This window comes from Rhizobium sp. F40D2 (assembly GCF_051810745.2).
Taxonomy (GTDB): domain Bacteria; phylum Pseudomonadota; class Alphaproteobacteria; order Rhizobiales; family Rhizobiaceae; genus Rhizobium.
Map to the genome: position 1 here is coordinate 250,874 of NZ_CM131436.1, position 19,966 is coordinate 270,839.

18 protein-coding genes and 2 pseudogenes are annotated in these 19,966 nt (G+C 61.9%); 9 read left to right on the forward strand and 11 right to left on the reverse strand.

The features are described 5' to 3' along the window. Positions 1-168: 168 nt before the first annotated feature. Entirely contained in the window at positions 169-1,221 is a 1,053-nt protein-coding gene (locus ACS4RS_RS01250) for a fatty acid desaturase (RefSeq protein ID WP_439011775.1), read from the forward strand. A gap of 97 nt (positions 1,222-1,318) precedes the next feature. On the opposite strand, the gene ACS4RS_RS01255 is transcribed toward ACS4RS_RS01250, so the two are convergent. The 4 genes from ACS4RS_RS01255 to ACS4RS_RS01270 form a co-directional block, all read right to left on the reverse strand. Beyond that, positions 1,319-2,233, reverse strand: coding sequence for an SDR family oxidoreductase (locus ACS4RS_RS01255; protein WP_439009057.1), 915 nt, complete (start codon positions 2,231-2,233; stop codon positions 1,319-1,321). Positions 2,234-2,265: 32 nt separating this feature from the next. After that, positions 2,266-3,211 (reverse strand): IS630 family transposase gene (locus ACS4RS_RS01260; protein ID WP_172643329.1). Its coding sequence is split into 2 segments (ribosomal slippage): positions 2,266-2,871 and positions 2,873-3,211, totalling 945 coding nucleotides; the frame shifts between segments, so codons are not numbered across the junction. A 388-nt stretch (positions 3,212-3,599) separates the two neighbouring features. Continuing rightward, positions 3,600-4,775, reverse strand: coding sequence for an IS91 family transposase (locus ACS4RS_RS01265; RefSeq protein WP_439008677.1), 1,176 nt, complete (start codon positions 4,773-4,775; stop codon positions 3,600-3,602). A gap of 12 nt (positions 4,776-4,787) precedes the next feature. Beyond that, a complete protein-coding gene (locus tag ACS4RS_RS01270) occupies positions 4,788-5,648 on the reverse strand; it encodes a tyrosine-type recombinase/integrase (RefSeq protein ID WP_439009056.1) in 861 nt (286 codons plus the stop codon). Between the two features lie 210 nt (positions 5,649-5,858). On the opposite strand from ACS4RS_RS01270, the gene ACS4RS_RS01275 reads away from it, so the two are divergent. Then, complete coding sequence (locus ACS4RS_RS01275; protein WP_439009055.1) at positions 5,859-6,419, forward strand: TetR family transcriptional regulator; 561 nt, start codon at positions 5,859-5,861, stop codon at positions 6,417-6,419. Between the two features lie 5 nt (positions 6,420-6,424). Here the strand turns inward: ACS4RS_RS01275 and ACS4RS_RS01280 are convergent, their stop codons facing one another. Next, on the reverse strand, positions 6,425-6,907 hold the full coding sequence (locus ACS4RS_RS01280) for a YcgN family cysteine cluster protein (RefSeq protein WP_439009054.1): 483 nt from the start codon (positions 6,905-6,907) through the stop codon (positions 6,425-6,427). Between the two features lie 195 nt (positions 6,908-7,102). On the opposite strand from ACS4RS_RS01280, the gene ACS4RS_RS01285 reads away from it, so the two are divergent. The 3 genes from ACS4RS_RS01285 (at position 7,103) to ACS4RS_RS01295 (ending at position 10,760) form a co-directional block, all read left to right on the forward strand. Then, complete coding sequence (locus tag ACS4RS_RS01285) at positions 7,103-9,289, forward strand: PBP1A family penicillin-binding protein (RefSeq protein ID WP_439009053.1); 2,187 nt, start codon at positions 7,103-7,105, stop codon at positions 9,287-9,289. Between the two features lie 342 nt (positions 9,290-9,631). Beyond that, positions 9,632-10,219 (forward strand): DUF1214 domain-containing protein, encoded by a 588-nt coding sequence (locus ACS4RS_RS01290; protein ID WP_439009052.1) that lies wholly within the window; start codon positions 9,632-9,634, stop codon positions 10,217-10,219. After that, entirely contained in the window at positions 10,212-10,760 is a 549-nt protein-coding gene (locus tag ACS4RS_RS01295; protein WP_439009051.1) for a DUF1254 domain-containing protein, read from the forward strand. Before ACS4RS_RS01290 ends, ACS4RS_RS01295 begins: the two co-directional genes overlap by 8 nt. A gap of 13 nt (positions 10,761-10,773) precedes the next feature. Here the strand turns inward: ACS4RS_RS01295 and ACS4RS_RS01300 are convergent, their stop codons facing one another. Next, positions 10,774-10,941 (reverse strand): hypothetical protein, encoded by a 168-nt coding sequence (locus ACS4RS_RS01300; protein WP_003578079.1) that lies wholly within the window; start codon positions 10,939-10,941, stop codon positions 10,774-10,776. A 539-nt stretch (positions 10,942-11,480) separates the two neighbouring features. Here ACS4RS_RS01300 and ACS4RS_RS01305 point away from each other — a divergent pair. Continuing rightward, on the forward strand, positions 11,481-11,687 hold the full coding sequence (locus ACS4RS_RS01305; protein WP_003569406.1) for a hypothetical protein: 207 nt from the start codon (positions 11,481-11,483) through the stop codon (positions 11,685-11,687). Positions 11,688-11,937: 250 nt separating this feature from the next. Beyond that, a complete protein-coding gene (locus ACS4RS_RS01310) occupies positions 11,938-12,987 on the forward strand; it encodes a DUF2336 domain-containing protein (RefSeq protein WP_439009050.1) in 1,050 nt (349 codons plus the stop codon). A 21-nt stretch (positions 12,988-13,008) separates the two neighbouring features. On the opposite strand, the gene ACS4RS_RS01315 is transcribed toward ACS4RS_RS01310, so the two are convergent. From ACS4RS_RS01315 to ACS4RS_RS01330, 4 genes and pseudogenes are all read right to left on the reverse strand, one after another. Then, positions 13,009-13,353, reverse strand: coding sequence for a DUF1491 family protein (locus tag ACS4RS_RS01315; protein WP_439009049.1), 345 nt, complete (start codon positions 13,351-13,353; stop codon positions 13,009-13,011). Between the two features lie 60 nt (positions 13,354-13,413). Further along, positions 13,414-14,858: pseudogene (locus ACS4RS_RS01320) on the reverse strand (methyl-accepting chemotaxis protein). A 155-nt stretch (positions 14,859-15,013) separates the two neighbouring features. Beyond that, positions 15,014-15,935 (reverse strand): annotated as a pseudogene (locus tag ACS4RS_RS01325) (peptidoglycan-binding domain-containing protein). Then, the gene (locus tag ACS4RS_RS01330; RefSeq protein WP_439009048.1) at positions 15,907-17,448 is read right to left on the reverse strand and encodes an ATP-binding protein; all 1,542 of its coding nucleotides are present in this window, start codon (positions 17,446-17,448) and stop codon (positions 15,907-15,909) included. Before ACS4RS_RS01330 ends, ACS4RS_RS01325 begins: the two are co-directional and overlap by 29 nt. Before the next feature lie 452 nt (positions 17,449-17,900). Here ACS4RS_RS01330 and ACS4RS_RS01335 point away from each other — a divergent pair, with 452 nt between their 5' ends. Together ACS4RS_RS01335 and ACS4RS_RS01340 are read left to right on the forward strand one after the other, a co-directional pair. Continuing rightward, entirely contained in the window at positions 17,901-18,395 is a 495-nt protein-coding gene (locus tag ACS4RS_RS01335; RefSeq protein ID WP_439009047.1) for a DUF5330 domain-containing protein, read from the forward strand. 289 nt (positions 18,396-18,684) lie between these two features. After that, entirely contained in the window at positions 18,685-19,107 is a 423-nt protein-coding gene (locus ACS4RS_RS01340) for a SufE family protein (protein WP_439009046.1), read from the forward strand. Between the two features lie 213 nt (positions 19,108-19,320). Here the strand turns inward: ACS4RS_RS01340 and ACS4RS_RS01345 are convergent, their stop codons facing one another. Then, positions 19,321-19,752 (reverse strand): MucR family transcriptional regulator, encoded by a 432-nt coding sequence (locus tag ACS4RS_RS01345; protein WP_003569414.1) that lies wholly within the window; start codon positions 19,750-19,752, stop codon positions 19,321-19,323. Positions 19,753-19,966 lie beyond the last annotated feature (214 nt).

A 19,966-nucleotide genomic window follows, 5' to 3' on the forward strand; every position in this document is an offset into this window, starting at 1 on the left:
AGCCATGGTCTCTCTTCACACAATGTCTCGTTTCGATTATCCGCTCTTTCTCATTCGCTCGGCTGTGGTGATCGCACTCGGCCTTTCGAGTATCGCGGCCTTTCATGGCGCTATTCTGTGATCGAATCCGCGCGCCGCAACGAGAGCAAGGAAATCCAAGTGGTCCCTTTGGGCAAACCCGCCGAAAACTCGGAGTCCTCCGAGGGGCACAACGCGCTTTTCGCTGAGAAGCGCTGGTTGAAGATCCTTGCAGGATATCGTCAGCCGAGAGCTGGCCGCAGCGCTTTCGAGCTTGCCGTCACGGTCGTCCCCTTCGCGCTGTTCTGGGCTGCCGCATGGGCCGCGGTTCATTACAGCTTCTGGCCCGGCCTCGTCCTCGTCGTTCCCGCCGCCGCTTTCTTGTTGCGGCTGTTCATGATCCAGCATGATTGCGGCCATGGCTCGTTTTTCGCACGCCGCGGCGTCGACGACTGGGTTGGACGAACGATCGGCGTCCTGACGCTGACGCCGTACGACTATTGGCGCCGGGCGCATGCGGAGCACCACGCCTCGGCAGGGAACCTGGACGAACGCGGCGTCGGCGACATCGAAACGCTGACGATCGCCGAATACAATGCGCTGTCGCGCTGGGGCCGGCTCGGCTACCGGCTCTACCGGCACCCGGCCGTGATGTTCGGGATCGGGCCGGCATGGCTGTTCATCTTCAAGCAGCGCCTACCCTTCGGCATGATGCGGTCCGGGGCCCTGCCCTGGGTCTCCACAATGGCGACCAATCTTGCCATCGCCGTGGTCGCCGCACTGCTGATCTGGGCCGTTGGGATCGTCCCCTTCCTGCTGGTGCATCTGCCGACCGTGCTTCTGGCCGGCGCTGCCGGTGTCTGGCTGTTTTATGTCCAGCACCAGTTCGAGGAAACGCATTGGTCGAAGGAGCCGGACTGGCAGTTCCAGCATGCAGCCCTCCACGGCGCCTCGCATTACGACCTGCCGCCGGTGCTGCGCTGGATCACCGGCAATATCGGCATCCACCATGTCCATCATCTGTCGAGCCGGGTGCCCTATTACCGGCTGCCGGAGGTGCTGCGAGACCATCCTGAGCTTGCCGACCTCGGCCGCATCACGCTCATGGAAAGCCTGCGCTGCGTCAAGCTGGTGCTCTGGGACGAACAGACGAAACGGCTGGTCTCGTTTCGCGATGCTGCGCGGCTCGCAGCCGCGCAGTAAGCAGGGGCCTCAAAGCGCGTCGCCCCAAATCTGATCGATGCGGCGCGCTTGGTCCTTTGTTTTGGCATGTGCCATCTAGCCTCCCAGGCGGCATGCATTAGCGGTATCCTGTCACATCCGCCGGCTTGCCCGGCTCCTGCACTTCCACCATGTAGCGCCAGCAATCCGGCCGTGAACCGTCGATGTCATCGAAGCCGTAGACCTTGGCCAGTCCACCGCTCGACAGCGACTGGCCGTTCCAGCGGGCGCGGTCGGGATCGGCGGCAATCGCCGCCACCGCGCGGCCGACGAAGTGCGGGGTTTCGGAAATGGCGAAGTGCGGCTGCACCTTGGTTGCGTCGCGCCAATTCCCCTCGTTGACGCCAAAGGCATCCAGCATCATTTCGGAGCGCAGCCAGCCGGGCGTGACCGCAACGGCCGTGGCGCCGTGTTTCTCCAGATCCTGCGCATGCGCCCAGGCCATGCGGGTGACGCCGGTTTTGACGAGGTCGTAGAAGGGCGACAGCCGATAATGGGTGGCATTGTAGTCGGCCGTGCCGTCGGTCACCTCGACCAGCAGCCCGCCCGGCCGCTTTATCATCAGCGGCAGCGCATAATGGGCGGTGATCAGATGCGTGTCGATGCCGAGCCGCAACAGGCGCAGGCCCTTGTCCAGCGAATGCTCCCAGACCGCCTTATCCCATTCGAATAGTTTTTCGCCGCCCCAGATGTCGTTGACGAGAATATCGAGCCGGCCAGCCTCCGCCCGGATACGGGCGACCAGCGCCTCGACCTCAGCCTCGGCGAGATGGTCTACCCGCACGGCGATACCCCTGCCGCCCGCGGCAGTGACAAGTTCGGCCGTTTCCTCGATCGCCTCCGGCCTGGCATATTCGGATTGCTGCGCGCGCGTCGTGCGCCCTGTCACATAGACGGTGGCGCCGGCAGCGCCGAGTTCCACTGCAATGCCGCGGCCGGCGCCGCGCGTTGCACCGGCGACCAAAGCCACTTTCTCCCGCAAGTCCGCTGTCACTTCTCCATCCTCCACGTTAGAGCGGGATGATTTTACGTCCGTTCATATCCGGCTTCCTTGAAGTAGTTTAGGCACTCTTTTGGCGAGACGGTTTGGAGGATAGCTGCAAGCGCGTCGTCGATGGCGTTGCGGGTTCTGGCTTGTGCCTGTCGCAGCCCGTGTTTGATCTTGGCGAAGAGCTTCTCGATCGGATTGAGATCTGGGGAGTATTGCGGCAGAAAGAATAGTCGGGCGCCGGCCCTGCGGATGGCGACCCGGATCGCCTTGGCTTTATGCGAGCCGAGATTGTCCATCACGACGATGTCGCCAGGTTTGAGTTCTGGCACCAGCACCTTTTCAACGTAGATGAGAAAGCGTTCGGCGTTGATGGGGCCATCAATGATCCATGGTGCGCTGACGCGGTCGGTTCGAAGCGCGGCGATGAAGGTCATCGTATTCCAATGGCCGAAAGGAGCTTTGCCCAAGAGCCGCTCGCCACGCGGCGCCCAGCCTCTGAGCGGCGCCATGTTCGTCTTCGTCCAGGTTTCGTCGATGAAGAGAAGGCGGGCCGGATCGATGCGATGGCGATGCTTCAGCCAGCGCGCCCGCCTGGCGGCGACGTCGGGTCGCTCCCGTTCGCTGGCGACCAGCGTCTTTTTTATAACTCAGCCCTTCATCCCGGACGAAGGCCCAGACGGACCGGTAATCCACGTCCAGACCCCGCTCCGCCAATTCCGCGACCAGCCCACGCAGCGTGAACGCACTCGCGCGGCAGCGTTCGACAAGCCATTCCCGGTGGCCACCGCAGATTGCCCGCGGCTTGTGGCCGCCCATCTGGCCGGGTGCTGCGCTGCCCGTTGCGTGGAACCGCCGCACCCAATCGATCGCGGTGCTGATGCCAATGCCGAACCGTTTGGCCGCAGCCCGGCACGACAGCCCCTCCTGCGTCACCGCCCCGACAACACGCTCTCGCAGATCATTCGAAAAAGGTCTCGCCATCCAGACCGGCCTCCTTACCGGCCAGAAGGGTGAATCTGATTTGTGTCCAAAAGGGAAATCTGGAGGGTTCTGTGAGGTCCGGGCGCTGTGCGTGCGGCATTCACTGATCGGACCTCATTGAAGCCGGATTGAGCGAAGGCGCGGGTTGTTTGGCGCTATGGGGATTTAGCCGAAGCGGTGGATGGCGTTTTGCAGGGTTGAGCCTTGCCGGAGCCCGTGGACAGGTATGGAAGGAGATTCTTGCCGGTATTTGCGGTGTCTTTGACGCGCCTGTCGGCTGGTTTGCATCGACCGAAACGTCGCTCGGGCACGATTGGCCAAAGCACTCGCACCGCGGCTCTTCGGCATGCCGACGCTGATCGTTGCAATGATGGCGCGCGTGGTATGATCATGAACTGTCGTTCCATGCTGGCCGACGTACCGGCTGGAGCGGGGTCCACGCGCCGATGATCGTCATGGTTCCGCCGCAACAGGAGCAGCGGTGCAGCAAAGGTGGTGGCTTTGTGTCCGGTTCTTCGACCGGGTGTTCCGGCGGCGGGACGTCGAGCAGGCTTCGGCACAGGTCCAGCTTCAGTTGCCGATGGCCATTGGCAAGCAGGCCATAATGACGAATGCGGTGAAAGCCGTCCGGAACGGTGTGAAGCAGGAAACGGCGGATGAACTCGTGGGCATCGAGCGTCATTACCTTTTGCCTGCCGCCCGTTCGATAGTCCTTCCATCGGAATGTGACTCGATCGCCATCGATGCTGACGAGGCGGGAATTGGAGATGGCAATGCGATGGGTATAGCGCCCGAGATAGGCCAGCACCTGTTCGGGTCCGGCAAATGGCGGCTTGGCATAGACCACCCAGGCGACACGCCGCGTTTCTTTGACAATGTGATTGAACGCCGCCGGATTGGCCAGGCCGGCGATATCGCCAAAGAACCGAAGCTGGTCCAGGTCGTAGGCCTGCTTCAGCTCTTCAAGAAACAACCGCCTGAACAGGGATGACAGAACGCGCACGGGCAGGAAGAAGTTTGCCCGGCAGGGAACCCAACGGGACTGGTCCGCCGACAATCCGCCGCCCGGCACGATGCAGTGGATATGAGGGTGAAAATGGAGGTTCTGTCCCCAGGAGTGCAGCACCGCGATGAAGCCGATCTCTGCACCCAGATGCCTGGGATCGGCAGCAAGCTTGCGCAACGTCTCGGCGACGGCGCGAAACAGGATCGTGTAAACGGCATTTTTGTTCTGGAAGGCAATTGCGGCGATCTGCTGCGGTAGGGTGAAGACCACGTGGAAATAGCCGACAGGCAGAAGGTCGGCCTGTCGGGCAGCAAGCCAGTCACGGCTCGCCTGTCCCTGGCACTTTGGGCAATGCCGGTTGCGACAGGAATTATAGGCGATGCGGAACGCCGCGCAGTCCTGACATTGCTGGACATGCCCGCCCAGGCGAGCGGTCCGGCACATCTCGACCGCACTCATGACCCGGCGTTCGACACGCCCGAGATGGGTGTCGTGGGCTTGACGATATCTTTCCCCGTGGCGGCGAAAAATATCCGCCACCTCCAGTCCCGCCGCCATGGCGAAACTTGCTCAGCTTGGCGGCACCACCTCCAGCGTCAGTCGGTCGAGCGGGCTGGTCGTGCTGCGGATCAGGGTATTGGAAACCTTCGTGTAGCGTGCCGTGGTGGACAGATTGTTGTGGCCGAGCAAAACTTGGATGATGCGGATGTCGGTTCCGCTTTCCAAAAGATGGGTGGCAAAGCTGTGGCGCAGCGTATGCACCGTTACCCTTTTGTCGATGCCGGCCGCGGCGCACGCCGAACGGCAGGCAGAATACAGAACCTGGACGTCGATGGGCTTGGTCTCGTCCCGACCCGGAAACAGCCAGACCTCGGGTCTCGCCAGCCGCCAATAGACCCGCAGGATCGCGAGCAACTGCGCTGACAGCATGACGTTGCGATCCTTTCCGCCCTTGCCATGCTCGACGCGGATGATGCCGCGTTCGCCATCAATGTTGCGGACCTTGAGATGGACAGCTTCCGAGGCGCGCAGCCCCGCCGCATACGCTGTCGTCAGTGCGGTACGGGTCCTCAGGCTTGGAACGGCTTCCAGAAACCGCACGATCTCGTCGCCGTTGAGGATCGTCGGCAGCTTGGCCGGTGTCCGGGCATAGGCAATGCGCTCCGGTATCTCGCCATGACCAAGCGTGACGCCAAAGAAGAACCGCAGGGCACAAACTGTCTGGTTCAAGGCTGGCCATGATAGGCCCGATGAAACCAGATGCACCTGAAACGCGCGCACGTCTTCCAGTCCAAGACGGTCTGGCGATCGCCCGAAATAGCGCGAGAACTTCATTACCGCATGTAAATACGATCGTTGCGTTGCTGGCGAAAGATTGCGGATCGTCATGTCATCGATCATGCGCCGGCGTAGAGGGCTCATCTCCGTCATCGTCATCTCCTGATTGAAGGTTGGGCAAAACAGCCCATTCCTTCAATCAGGAGCGCTTCATGCAATCAGATCCTCCAAATGCCGCGAAAGCGGCTTCGTTCAATCCCAATTGCGATTCCACCTAAAATCATCCCGCTCTAGAAAGGAAATATTCCCGCTGCATATAAACGAATGTTCGTTCATAAATAATGCGGATGCAAGAGGAATTCCATGCCGCGACGCCGTACGATCTCCGATGAACAGCTTCTCGCCATGGTGCTGGCGCTGATCCAGGCCGAAGGGCCGGATGCCGCGACCTTTGCGGCTGTAGCCAAAGCCAGCGGCCTTTCCGGCTCGACGCTGGTGCAGCGTTTTGCCACGAAGGCGGCGATGCTGCGCGCCGCGCTGCTATACGCCTGGGATAGGCTGGATGCAGAGACGGCAAGGCTTGCCGGAAGCGTAGCGAAAACACCGGACGGCGCCGTCGCGCTGCTCGTCGGCCTGTCGCAGGATTACGGCGACAATGCCGCCGCCTATGGCGAGGGACTGCTGGTGCTTCGCGAGGACTTCCGCGATCCGGTGCTGCGTGCCCGGGGGGCGGCCTGGGGAACGGCGCTGACGGCGGCAATCGCACGCTGTTTCGGATCGGCAAGCGCGCCGGAGATCATCGCCCGGCTGATGCTGTCCCAATGGCAGGGCTCGCTCACCTGGTGGGGCTTCGGCGCTGAAGGGCCGGTGGACAAATATGTGGAGATGGAATTGCGCCGCTTCCTCGCAGCGGTAAAAAGCTGAGCCGCTTACGCCTCTTCCTCTTCCTCGTCTTTCTCTTCACCCACGGTCAACGGCCAGTCGACGACGTAGTCTTCGAGATCGTCGATATCGATTTCGTTTTCGTTGATCGTGCGGCCCCGCGCGGAAATGCCGGCGGCGTGAACGGTTTCCGGATCGCCGGAGATCAGCGGATGCCACCAGTAGAGATCACGGCCTTCATTGACCAGCCGGTAGCCGCAGGTGGGCGGCAGCCAGGCGATATCGGGCACGTTCTCCTTGGTCAGTTGCACGCAATCCGGAACGAAATCCCAGCGGTTCTCGTAGCTGGAGCAGCGACAGCTTTCGCCATCGAGCAGCTTGCAGCGGACCGAGGTGAAATAGATATCGCCGCTATCCCATTCCTCGATCTTGTTGAGGCAACAAAGACCGCAGCCGTCGCACAGGCTTTCCCACTCGGCGATGGTCATTTCGGCAAGCGTCTTACGCTTCCAGAAGGGCAGATCGTTCATCGTCGTTTCTTGCAACAGCGGCCCGCAAATTGACGTGACAGCCATCTATCTCTCTTGTTATCGGCCGCAAAATCAATCAATTCTTCAGCATGCTCCAGGTATCGGAGAGCTTTGCGGCCATATGGAGGCCTCGCGCTTTCGTCGCTTTCCGACGGCCGGAGATGAGCGAAGCGCGATCAGGCGGGAATACAGGACGTGCAGGATCCGGACAACCCTGAAAGAGGTCCCGAAGCGGGCCCCAAAGAAACGGTGAATAACACGGCGGAGAAGCGGCCGGCGAAGAGCCGCCACATCCTGCTGCGCATCGATTCGTGGATCGATTCGACCGTCTGGAACGCCGGCTTCCGCGCCGCCGAGATCTGGGAAGACATCACCATCTTCTTCCGCCGCTTCCGCGTGCGCGGCTGGAAGCGCATGGTCTTCGAACTTGCCGGCGAAGGGCTGACGCTTGGGGCGGCCGGCTCGGTGCTGATGCTGCTGCTTGCTCAGCCGGCCTTCGAGGCGACCAAGGAAGACTGGCGCAACCGCGGCGATTTCGCCGTCACCTTTACTGACCGCTACGGCAACGTCATCGGCCATCGCGGCGTCATCCACCAGAACTCCGTGCCGATCGACGAGCTGCCGGATTCCCTGATCAAGTCGGTGCTGGCTACCGAAGACCGACGCTTCTTCGACCATTTCGGCATCGACGTGATCGGCCTCTTCCGCGCCATGGTCACCAACGCCCAGGCCGGCGAAGTCGTGCAGGGCGGCTCGACGCTGACCCAGCAACTCGCCAAGAACCTGTTCCTCTCCAACGAGCGCTCGATCGACCGCAAGATCACCGAAGCGTTCCTCGCCTTGTGGCTCGAGTCGAACCTTTCCAAAAAGGAAATCCTCTCCACCTATCTGGACCGCGCCTATATGGGCGGCGGCACCTTCGGTGCTGCAGCAGCGGCGCAGTTCTATTTCGGCAAGAACATCACTGATGTGAACCTTGCCGAATCCGCCATGCTGGCCGGCCTGTTCAAGGCGCCGGCCAAATATGCGCCGCATGTCAACCTGCCGGCGGCGCGTGCGCGCGCCAACGAGGTGTTGACCAATCTAGTGCAGAGCGGGCTGATGACCGAGGGACAGGTGATCGCCGCCCGGCGCAATCCGGCGACCGTCGTCGACCGCAACGAGGTGGAATCCCCAGACTTCTTCCTCGATTGGGCTTTCGACGAGGTGCAGCGGCTTTCGCCGCGCTTCCACCAGCATTCGCTGATCGTGCGCACGACGATCGACATGGGTATCCAGCAGGCGGCCGAGGAATCGGTCGAAACGTCGCTGCGCGAATTTGGCGAGGCCTACCACGCCAAGCAGGGGGCCATGGTGATGATCGAGAACGGCGGCGCGGTACGCGCCATGGTCGGCGGGCGGGACTACGGCGAAAGCCAGTTCAACCGCGCCACCAGGGCGCTGCGCCAGCCGGGCTCCTCCTTCAAGGTCTATACCTATTCGGTGGCGATGGAGAGCGGGATGACACCGCAGACGACGATCGTCGACGCACCGATCTCCTGGGGCAACTGGAGCCCACACAATTATGCGAACCACTATGCCGGCCGCGTAACCCTTGAGACGGCGATCGCCCAATCGATCAACACGGTGCCGGTTCGGCTCGCCAAAGAGAAGCTCGGCATTCAGCCGATCCGGGCGATGGCGAAGAACCTCGGCGTCGAAACGCCGATCCGCGACGACGTCACCATCCCGATCGGCACATCCGAAGTGACGGTGCTCGATCAGGCGACGGCCTATGCCACCTTCCCGGCCGGCGGCTACCAGTCGCGCCGCCACGGCATCACCCAGGTCCTCGATTACGACGGCGACGTGCTCTACGATTTCGACCGCGATGAGCCGGCGCCGAAACGTGTGCTCTCCGAACAGGCCGACGCCTATATGAACCAGATGCTGTCGCGCGTTCCCTATGTCGGCACGGCCCGCAAGGCCGCACTCGACAACGGCATTGTGACAGCTGGCAAGACCGGCACGACCCAGGCCTATCGCGACGCCTGGTTCGTCGGTTTCACCGGCAACTACACCTGCGCCGTCTGGTTCGGCAATGACGACTATACCTCAACCAACAACATGACCGGCGGCTCGCTGCCGGCGATGACCTTCAAGCGCGCCATGGACTACGCCCATCAGGGCGTGACGCTGCGCGCCATTCCCGGCATCGAAAATCCCCTGCCCTCGGAAAAGGATCTCGCCAAGACTGTCGCCGCCAAGCCGCAGGACGGATTGCCGCAGCTCATCCGGCCGCGCATGCTCTCGGTGCAATCGACGAATATCCTCAAAGCCCTCGGCGCAAAGCTGAAAAATGCCGCCCCGCTCGCGCCGGCGAAGGTGGCGAGCGCAGAATAGACGCGGCATGGATGCGGCTAACGCTGCCCGGAAGATCAGCTAGACCTGCCCCTTATCCGCCTGCCGGCACCTCCCCGTAAACGGGGCGAAGGGGACAAGCCGCAACCTCTCCATTCCTCGCTAAGCTTTCGCGGGGCACGTCCCCTCTCCCCGTTTTTGCGGGGGTCCTAAGCACGGGTCGAGACCAGTGGCTCAACCTCGGTTGGGTTTGGGTGAGGGGCAAATCATAGTCGCGCATGCCCGCGCCTCTGGATAGATCGGCATGCATGTCGTCGCATGGCATTCCACCCTGCCAGAATCAGTGGTAACCCTTCATCTCGATATGGTTTCCAAGGTCTTGACGTGTTTCGATTTCCCCTCTTCATCCTGGTCACCCTGATCGTCGCCTTCGGCGGCGGGATCATGATTTCGCTGTATGCGCTGGATGCGACACAGGGTTTCGGGGCGATAAAGCTCGGTGCCTGGGAGGCCTTTCCGGCGTTGCAGACGGTCGAGGCCGATCCTTATGCCAAGTCGCACCGGGCACGCGCCGGTAAGCTGCTTTACGGCAGCGCCGAGGGGCTGACCTTCACGGCGAGCGTCGACGACGACGGTGCGCGGCTGAATGCCGGCTGCCGTTACCGCATCAGCGGGCAAACGCCGCCTGCCCGGCTCTGGACCCTCTTTACCGCCGACAATGGCGGCAATCCGGCGGCGGTGAGGACCGGGCATCCCTCAGCGCTCAATTCCTGGACAGTGCTGCGCCAGCCGGACAGCAGCTTCTCGATCGAAATCTCAGCCGCGGCGCAATCGGGCAACTGGCTGGCCTTGCCGGAGGCCGGCACTTTCCGACTGGTGCTGACGCTGTTCGACACGCCGACCGCCGGCAGTTCCGGCGTTATCGACCTCGCCATGCCGAAGCTCACCAAGACCGGATGCGGCAATGCTTAGGATCCTCTTCGCCATCCTGACCGGCCTTTTCGGCGCAGCGCTGCTGCACCTCGTCATCATCCTGTCGCTGCCGCATTTCACCGGCAAGGATGCGGCGACCCGTGTGGAGGCGGAGGGCGACCTCAACAATTTCACCCTGCTCGGCGACCAGTATGACGAGGCAGGCCTTGCCAATGGCGACCCCTTCGTCCGCACCGCCGTCTGTTCCTTCGACGTCGAGGATGCGCCGGTGCATTTCACCGCCAAGGGCAATGTGCCCTTCTGGTCGATCGCGATCTACGACAGCGCCTCCAACGAGGTCTTCAGCATGAACGACAGGACCTCGGTCGGGGGCGCGCTGGATGTGCTGGCCGGCGGTCCGATCCAGCTGACCGACTTGCGCAAGAACCTGCCGCAGGAATTGCAGCAGGCGATCCTGGTGGAAATGGCGCGGCCGGACGGCTATGCCGTGCTGCGGACGCTGGCGCCGCAGGCAAGTTTTAATGAGGCGGCGCGGAACTTCCTGACGGAAGCCGGCTGCGCGCAATTCACCGCCCGCTAAAGTTGAACGGACGTTACTTCTTGTTGACGCGCGGCGCGGGCGCCGGGCCATGTCTCGGGCTCTCGGCCAGCCGCTCATAGCGGACACCGGTGAACCAGAGAATCTTGGCTTCGCGGGGCTCTTTGTCCGGGCGGCGCGGCGCCCGCGGCTGCCGATCCGCCAATGCGACTACTATTGCCATTCTCGTCTCCATGCACTGCCCGAGACGGATGAACTTACGATGGATTTCACCCTGCCCGCCAATGTGCGAGCCGGCGCGTCCTGCGGTGGCGGAGTGACCGAACCGAGGGCATTCGCGCCTTTCCCACGGCACTTGGTTGAAATACCGTGATCAGGAGTTTCAACGATCCAAACACTCAAATCGCGTCGTTCCCATCCGAATTGAGACAGATGACAGTTAACAGTTTACTAATATTCGGCGGAAGCCAAACACAGTTCACGTTACCTCCTCTGTAACGCGCGAAGAGTTGATTTGGTTTCACGCCACCCGCCCAAGGCCCCGGCCGAGAATAGAAGTATAAAATCAGAAGTAAATCATATGGTTGAGAAGAGCGCGGCACGCCTACCCAGCAACAAAGGGGCAATGTTGCAAAAATGCTTCATGAAAATATTTAATTGCAGCCGACTCCGATACGCGTATGGTTGCTCCGGTCGATCACGCATTTCCGGCCCCGATCGATCGCGGATATTCACGCTTTTGCCGGAATGCGGAGGCTAGCGATGTCTTTGCTGGTGAATTCATATTTCTCGCCTGACGATCTCGACGTTCTGCGCGGTGCGCTCGATGCCTGGTGCGCGGAACGGCGCGTCGACATCAAAAGCGTCGAGGCGCAGTATGCGGCATCGGCAGCACTCGACCTTTATCAGGCCGGTCACGACAGCCGCGAAAAACTGCTGGACGCGCTGCGCGATCGCAAGGCCGCCTGACCTTTTCCCTTGTGATGCCAGCGATGAGCAATCGTCGCAGTGCATCTTCAAACCAGACTTATGATGTTGCCGGCCAATCACATGGCAACACGCGCTGCGTGTATATTTCTGGCGCATTTTAATAAAATCTTCAGCATGCATTAACCCTACCGGTGTAGGATTTGTTCATAACCCATGTGGCCCGGCATGCGTTCCGCCAGCGCATATCGGCCCGGGGTTCCCCTTGGTTCGGCGTTTTCGGGGTGTTCTTGTGCGTGACCGGTTTCGAGACCTAGAGGGCCCATTGGCCGTCAGGAAAAAGGACGTGGTATTGATGGCGACCGTCAGCAGTTTCGAGAACCTGTCTCATCCGACACGGTCCGAACTGCGCCAATTTGCCGAGCTTTTCATGCCGCTCTTTCAGGCCTCCTCCGACGAGGCCAAACGACAGGCGGTCGCGGCGCTCTCCCAATGCGAAAACATGCCGGCGGCCGTGGCGCTGTTCATCGGCAACCAGCCGATCGAGATCGCCGCCCCTTTTCTTGCTGCCTCCAAGGCCATCGCCGACGATACGCTGATTACCATCGCGCGCATGCAGGGTGCAGCGCATGTCAAGGCGATCGTCAGCCGCGATTCACTCTCGCCGAAGGTCATCGATGCGCTGGTGGCGCTGCGCCAGAGCCAGCCGCGGTCGCCCGCCGCATCGGGGCTTATCGCAGAATCACAGACGGTGCCGCTTTCGCCGGCGCCTGGAGAAACCAACGAGGCGGATGCGCTGCGGGAACAGCGGGTTGCCAATGAAGAGGCGTTGCGCGAGCGTATTCTCAGCCTTGCCGGTCATTTCGGCCGGGCCGACGACGACAGGCTCGGCCTGCGCACGCTCACCGACATTCAAGAGGCGCTGCTGGTGCGCTTTGCCCGCTCGCGCGAGGCAACGCATTTCGCAACCGCGCTGGCCGATGCGCTGTCGGCCAGCCGCTGGCTTGCCGAGCGCATCATGCTCGATCTTTCCGGCCAGCAGCTCGCGACGACGCTGACGAGCCTCGGCATGGGCTTTCTCGACGCCGTCTTCGTGCTGGAAAAGGTCTATCCGCATCTTGCCGAACAGCAGCACAACGTCACTCGCGGCTGGATGGTTCTCGATGCGCTCGATCCGGAAGAATGCCACGAACGGGTGGAAGCCTGGCGCCGCGCCGATCGCTACACCTACAAGCCCGAGGTGGCCAATGCGTCTGCACCTCAGGAAACGTTGAACCACCGCTTCATCCATCAGGCGCCGGCGCAGCGCGACTTGCGTATCCTCGGGCGGCGGTCCCGCTGAAATCCAGAGCACCGTCGGCCCTCAGCCATCCCGCGCAAGCGGGATGATGTCTCCCAATTCCTCCGCTTCGAGCTCGACGATCCAAAGATCGGGGTCGAACCGGCGTTCACGCTCCAGCATGGCGCGCACCGCTTCCGGCTCGCTGCGCGACAGGCGTATCTCGAACAGACGGCCGCCCGCCTCATCCGCGCCGAAGGCGGTCTGCGGCGCCGGCGCATAGAGCGTTTCCAATCCATCGCGAAAATGCTGGCGGATGAAGATCGCACCCGCCTCCTCCGCACCCTTCTTCTCGACGGCGGCGAAATCGCCGCTGGCGAAGACGCGGCGCAGGAGGGCGGAAATGAAGATGTCGGCGCGTAATCTCATCGGCGCGGTATAGACCGGGCCGCTGTCGGCGGCAATGCGGCAGCAAGGATTGCCCGGGGGTCAGACCTTGACGGCCAGCCGCAATCCCCCCAATGCCGTCCACGGACGGTGATCGGAGCGGAAATATCCTTCATCATCACGAAATTGCCGCCGCCCATGTCGCGCCGATAGGTCTGGACGAGGAAGGGCGCGGTGCTGCGGCCGGCGGCAAGGCCGACGCGATCGGCGAAGATGCGTCGATTGCGGCAATTGGCCGTGTTCCAGACGACGTCGCCGGGCCGCTGTGGCTGCGCGAATTTGCGGTTGTGGGTGGGGAGATAACCGTTCTCGTCGATGGCCGCACAGAAGGCGATTCGCTCGTCCGAGGCTGCTGCTGGTTCCTGGATCGGCGGCAGCAGGCGGTCGGTGAGTTCTGTAAAGGCCGCCATCATCTGGGCCGGATCGGAGCCCGGTATCGGCCGATAGCGCCGGTCAAAGAGCGCATCGAGACCGATCTGCCCCTCGGCGACGGCACGTTCGAGAGCGCCGGAAATCTGCCTTGCCACCGATTGCGCTTCCTCGATCCAACGGCTGTCGGCGGTCTTGACGCCGGCGCTCGCCGTCAGCTGGATCAGGGTTTCGGAGAGGCCGACGACGCTGTCGACACGTTTGGCCGCCTGCTGCAGCCTGACATTGGAGCCGGCGACCTCGTCCGACATCTCGCCGAGTTTTTCGACGAAGCCCGCGCATTGCTGGTCGACCGCCTCGGTGGTGTTGGCCATGACCGTCGAACTGTCGAGGACGCGGGTGATGACATGTTCCATGCTTTCGAAGGCTCCGCGCATTGCCTCCGATTTGTCACGCACGCCGGCAGCACTGTCGCGCGCATCGCTACCGACGGCCGATAGCCGGTCGATTTTCACCCGCAGTTCGTCCAGCGTCTGCTGGATCGAGCCCGTCGCCTTCGACGTCTGCAGCGACAGCGCCCGCACCTCGGCGGCGACCACCGCAAAACCCTTGCCCGCATCGCCGGCGCGTGCCGCCTCGATCGCGGCGTTCAAGGCCAGCAGGTTGGTCTGGCGGGCAATGGTGCTGATCTCCTCAGCAATACCGTCGACATCGGCAAGCGACTTGGAGAAGCCGGCGATCTCGGTGCCGATCTCTTCGGAGGACCGAACCATGTGGCCGATCTCGGCGACCGAGCCGGTCAGGCGGTCGGCCGATTCCTTCAGCATGTGGCGGGCCTCGGCCGCCGTGCGGTCGGTCTCACGCAGCGACACAGCAACCGAACGGTTGGTTTCGGCAATCGACAGTGCCGTGCGGGTGACATGATCGAAAGCGGAGGCATGCCGGGCCGACATCGCCGCCATGTCCTGGATGGCGCCGGCGATATCGACGAGATCTATGCCAAGGGTGGAAGCCTCTTCTCCAAGGCGCAGCAGGATGTGGCGCAGCGCCTCCGGATCAGGGACTGCCGCCTTCGCCGGTTCTCCAGCCAGATCGTCTATCGCTTTCAGCGCATGCATGACCGACGCTCCCCCGCCCCAATCGGAAAAGCTTCGGACAACATGGTTAACAAGTTGCAAACGGAAGCCGCGCCTTAGACTTAGGTTGTAGAGCAAAGCCGGCCGTACCGCTAAAGCGCGTTGCCTCCAGGCATGTCTCCGTCCCAGGAGATACCTTAAATCGCGCCGATTTCCTTGAGTTTCTTCAGCACCGCCTGGGTCGGCTCGCCGTTTTCGGGCAGGTTGTAGTGCTTCTGGAAATGGCGGATGGCCGCGCGGGTCTGCTCGCCGGCGACGCCGTCGACACCGACATTGGCATAGGCCATGTTGGAAAGGCCCTTCTGGATCTTCAGCACCAGATCGACATTGGTAATTTCGCTTGACGGAACCTGCTTTGCGGATGACGGAGCGGTTTTGACCGTCTTTTCGGCGCTGCGGATCGCCGCTGCTACCGGGTCTTCCGCCGCCGCCTTCGAGCTCACATCCTCGGGCGGCTTTTCCACGGGAACGGTTGAAGGGCCCGCGGCATCGATCTTCAGCGCTGCCAACACCTCCGGCGTCGGATCGCCGGTCTGGGCCATGCCGACGGTTTCCTCGAAGAAGAGGATGGCCGCACTGGTGCGTGGGCCGATGATGCCGTCGGGTATGCCGTTATAGAGGCCGCGGCGCACCAACTGCTGCTGGACTTCCATGACAAGCTGGCTCGGCTGCTGGCCGGGCGCGGCCGGCGCCGGCGTTGCGTTGGTTGGTCGCGGCATCCTCCGGCCGCTCGATGCGGAAGGTGGTGACGTCGCCCTGCTGCTCCTCGGCCGGGCGGCGGGCGCCGAGCACGTTGGGAGACTGCGGATCGCGGGTGCGGAAAATCGGATGGGGATGCACGCCCGGCTGATACCAGAGCGCATTGGCGGCGACGAAGGAGAAGATGACGACGAAGGTTATCGTGCCACCGGCAACCGAGGGATTGCGGCCGATGACGCCGCCGAGCACCGAGGCGCCCTGCAGGCCGAGGCCGCCCAAGGCGGCCGCACCCGACATCAGCAGGCCCGGCTGCTGCCGTCCCCTTTTTCCTTTAGGCGATTTTCGCTTGCGCGTGGCCATCGAAACGCCCCTCCCCCAATTCTGCACCTATATTGGCCGCGCCCTTCAGCCGCGGCGGGAACTCGACAGTCGCGCCATGGCCGGCGTCTTCGGCGCATACGGCGCCCGAGCCATCCACCGCGATCTCGATGGTGATGATCGTGCCTTCGCCGGGCTGGCTGGCGATGGCGAAATGCCCGCCATGCAGCGCCACCAGCCCCTTGACCAGAGACAGACCAAGGCCGGTGCCTTCGAAGCGGCGGGTATAGTCGTTCTGGATCTGGACGAAGGGCTGGCCGAGCAATGCCAGCTTGTCGGCCGCAATACCGATGCCGGTGTCGCTGACCGTCAGCTTGAGGATACCGTCGCGCGCCGCCGCATCGACCGAGACGACGCCGCCAGCCTCGGTGAACTTTATGGCATTGCCGACAAGATTGATGAGGATCTGCTGGATGGCGCGCTGATCGGCGACGATCTCGCCGAGGCCGCGCTGGATCCGGCTTGTCAGCGTCAGGCCCTTGGTCTTGGCCTGCAATGCCAGCATCGATTCACAGGACTTTACCGAGCTTGCTATATCGAAAGGTTCAAGGATCAGCTCGTAGCGACCGGCTTCGATCTTGCTCATATCGAGCATGGTGTTGACGACAGACAGGAGATGCGCGCCGGATTCGCGCACAAGGCCGACATATTCGCGCTGGCGGTCGTTTTCGAACTTGCCGAAATATTCGCCGATCAGGATATCGGAAAAACCGAGAATGGCGTTCAGCGGCGTGCGCAGTTCGTGGCTGACGGCAGCGAGGAAGCGCGACTTGGCGTCGTTTGCCGATTCGGCATCGGCGACGCGGTTCTGGGCCTCGGCCCGCAGCTGCTGCTCGACGGAGACATCGCGCAGCTGGGCAATGACGGCGGCAAGTTCTCCGTCGGCGTCGCGCCGGGCCGTCATGTCCATTCGGAGATAAGCGAACTGGCGTTGATCGCGCGCGACCGAGGGGCGGTCGATGCGCAGATCGACACACTCGGCATCCTCGCCCCGGCGCAGGCTATCGAGCGCCTGCAGGAAAAGGATGCGGTCGGAGACATGCACCTGCTCCAGGAAGCCCCTGCCCTTGGGATCGCGCATCCAGGCGAGAAAATCGCGCCGGTCGCGGCCGCCGATCGTGGCCACACTGCCGTGCGGGTCGAGGAAGAAGACGAGGCCGGGGGTCGCGGCAAGGAAGAAATCCTCGGCCGACTGTGTCGCGATCCCGGCGGACGAGCCCTGACGGGCAAGTGCGATGCTGCCGACGGCGGAGAAGAGAAAGGCGGCGCAGACCATGGCGACCCCTGCCGGCAAGGCGACAGCCGGACTGGTGACCGCCGAAAGGCCGATAGGAGCGGCAATAAGAGCAGCCGACGAGACCAGCACGAGGCGGCGCAGGATCGCGAGCTCGCGCTGGCGCACGGCTTCGCCGCCGCCCGTCCGGGAGAGCCAGCTTGTCGCCGCCCGGTCTACGAGCGCCGTCACCCAGCCGCCAATGTTACTCAATACTCGCACGCAATACCCGCCCAAAAAGGCTGTCTGTCGATCCGGACAATAGGCCCCGGCGGCTTAAAGAAAGGATAAGGCAAAAGCGCTGTTCACAGCCGGAAAGGGCCGAAAATCCCGTTTTGAAGCATCCGGAAGGCTCTTTGCCTTTTGTGGTTAATGGCAGGTAAGCGACGGATTTTCCTCATATTTCAGCATTCCGTTAACTCTTGTGGCAAGGCGAGCCGGCAAAAGCCGTGCAATTGCAAGCAGGTGCTGCCCTGATACTTAACGGCGATCGCTCGCATTCGACTAAAATGTCCGTCAAATGCCGTTCGCTAAAATTTGAACTAAATTTGCCGCAAATGCGCGTGAGTTTCGAAAAGCGGCATTCGCAACTTGGCGGTAGGGTGAAAACACACCGGACAACCGGCCTGATTCGGCGACAAGAACCGAACGGGAAAACAGGATGGGCAACGACAATGTGGTTTCTGATCAAAGGATCCTTCTGGTTTGGCCTTGTGCTCGTGCTTCTTTCCGTCTTCAGCACGGAGGGTTCCGACAAGTTCGCCAGCGGCCCGCAATTGCAACTTTCCGACGCCTTTACGGCGGCAAGCGGCGCCTATGACTATCTCACCGGCATGTGCTCGGAGAAGCCCGAGGTCTGCGCCAAGGGCGCCGAAACCGTCACCGCACTCGGCTACCGGGCGCGTGAAGGCGCCCGCGTCGCCTACGAACTGCTCGACAGCCAGTTCAAGGACGAGACGCCGGCGATAGCAAAGCATGCCGAACCGCAAATACCGGTGGCTCTCACCATGCCCTCCCTTACAGCACCCGCCATCCAGGAAAAGGTACGCGAGGCAAAGGCCGCGCTGAACCAGCCGATGCCCTACCGCCCGCCGGTCGAGGATGACGCCTCCGCCGAGACGGTTGTCACCGGCGCGATCCCGCTGCCGACGCCGAAGCCGGCAATCTGAATATTCTGACCTTGCATCGGTGGTCCGCATGACGCGGAACTGCCCCATGCCTGACGTGCCTGCCCTGTTTAATTCAGCATCTTGCTGCGCCGTGAGGATGCCCATCCCTCACGGCGTTTCTTTTTAATGCGTGTCATCAGGAAGCGTGCCGCTGTTCCGAGATAACGAGATGCGCGAAAACAAAGAATTGAAGCGTGCCGAATCAATCCTGTTCGACGCGACGCGCTTTAACGGTTCAAATCCGCCGGTCTTTCACCTATATGCAGTTTTAAGATTGAAAGGCTTAACCATGGCATCCCTCGACCAGATCATCGACGACTTCGCCTTCCTGGACGATTGGGAAGACCGCTACCGCTATGTCATCGAACTCGGCAAGGCGCTACCGGACCTCGCCGAGGAGAAGCGCACCTCCGAAAACAAGGTGATGGGCTGCGCCAGCCAGGTGTGGCTGGTGACGCATACGACAGGCGATCCCGAGAACCCGGTCATGAGTTTCGAGGGTGATTCCGACGCCCACATCGTCCGCGGCCTCGTCGCCATCGTGCTTGCCACCTATTGCGGCAAGACGGCGTCGGAAATCGCCGGGCTCGATGCCTTCGAGATCTTCTCCAAGATCGGCTTGGTGGAGAACCTGTCATCACAGCGTTCGAACGGACTGCGATCAATGGTCAACAGGATCCGCGAAGAAGCAAAGCTTCGCGCCGCGGCCTAAACGCGCTTACGATCAAGGGCTCTGACAGATGCCGCGCGCAACGCGATTCGGAGAGCGCTTCGGTCAACGAATCAGTACATTAACACTTGCTCATAGTATAGGAATACATTCAACGGCTGTTGGTAAAGCATAGAGCGGCGGCGGCGCCGCAAGCACAGACAGAAAAGCCGGGCACAAGACCCGGCTTTTGTCGTTGATGGCTTTCGAAAAAGCTCAGCCGCGGCCGCGCTTGCGGCGCTGACCCAGGCCCATTTCCTTTGCCAGGCGCGAACGCGCTTCGGCATAGGCGGGCGCTACCATCGGGTAGTCGGTCGGCAGGTCCCACTTCTCGCGGTATTCTTCCGGCGAGAGGCTGTGATGCGTCATCAGGTGACGCTTGAGGGATTTGAAGTTGCCGCCGCATTCCAGACACGTGATCTGCTCGTCCTGTACGGACTTACGGACAGAGACTGCAGGCTTCTGTTTTTCGACGATGGCCGCAGCAGGCTGCGGTACGGACGTGTTGCTCAGTGCCGAATGCACGTCGGAAATCAGATTTGCCAGGTCACTGACCGGGACTACATGGTTGCTGACATAAGCCGCGACGATGTCGGCCGTCAGTTCCACAAGCAGCTCCGGCGCATTGCCGGTCGCCATTTCCGTCATATTTTTTCTCCTGTTAGCATGCTCAAACGGCCTTTGACTGTTACGTCAAAGACCCGCCTCGTAGGAGCGAACAGCAAAAGCACGGGCAACGACCTTCTGTTTCGAAAAACGCGAAATCCACCCCTAGATTCCGAAGAGCGAGACCTGTTCTAATACTGCCTGACTGCAAATCACTACGTCATGCCCCAGGCGATGGCCCCAGTTTAGACATAAA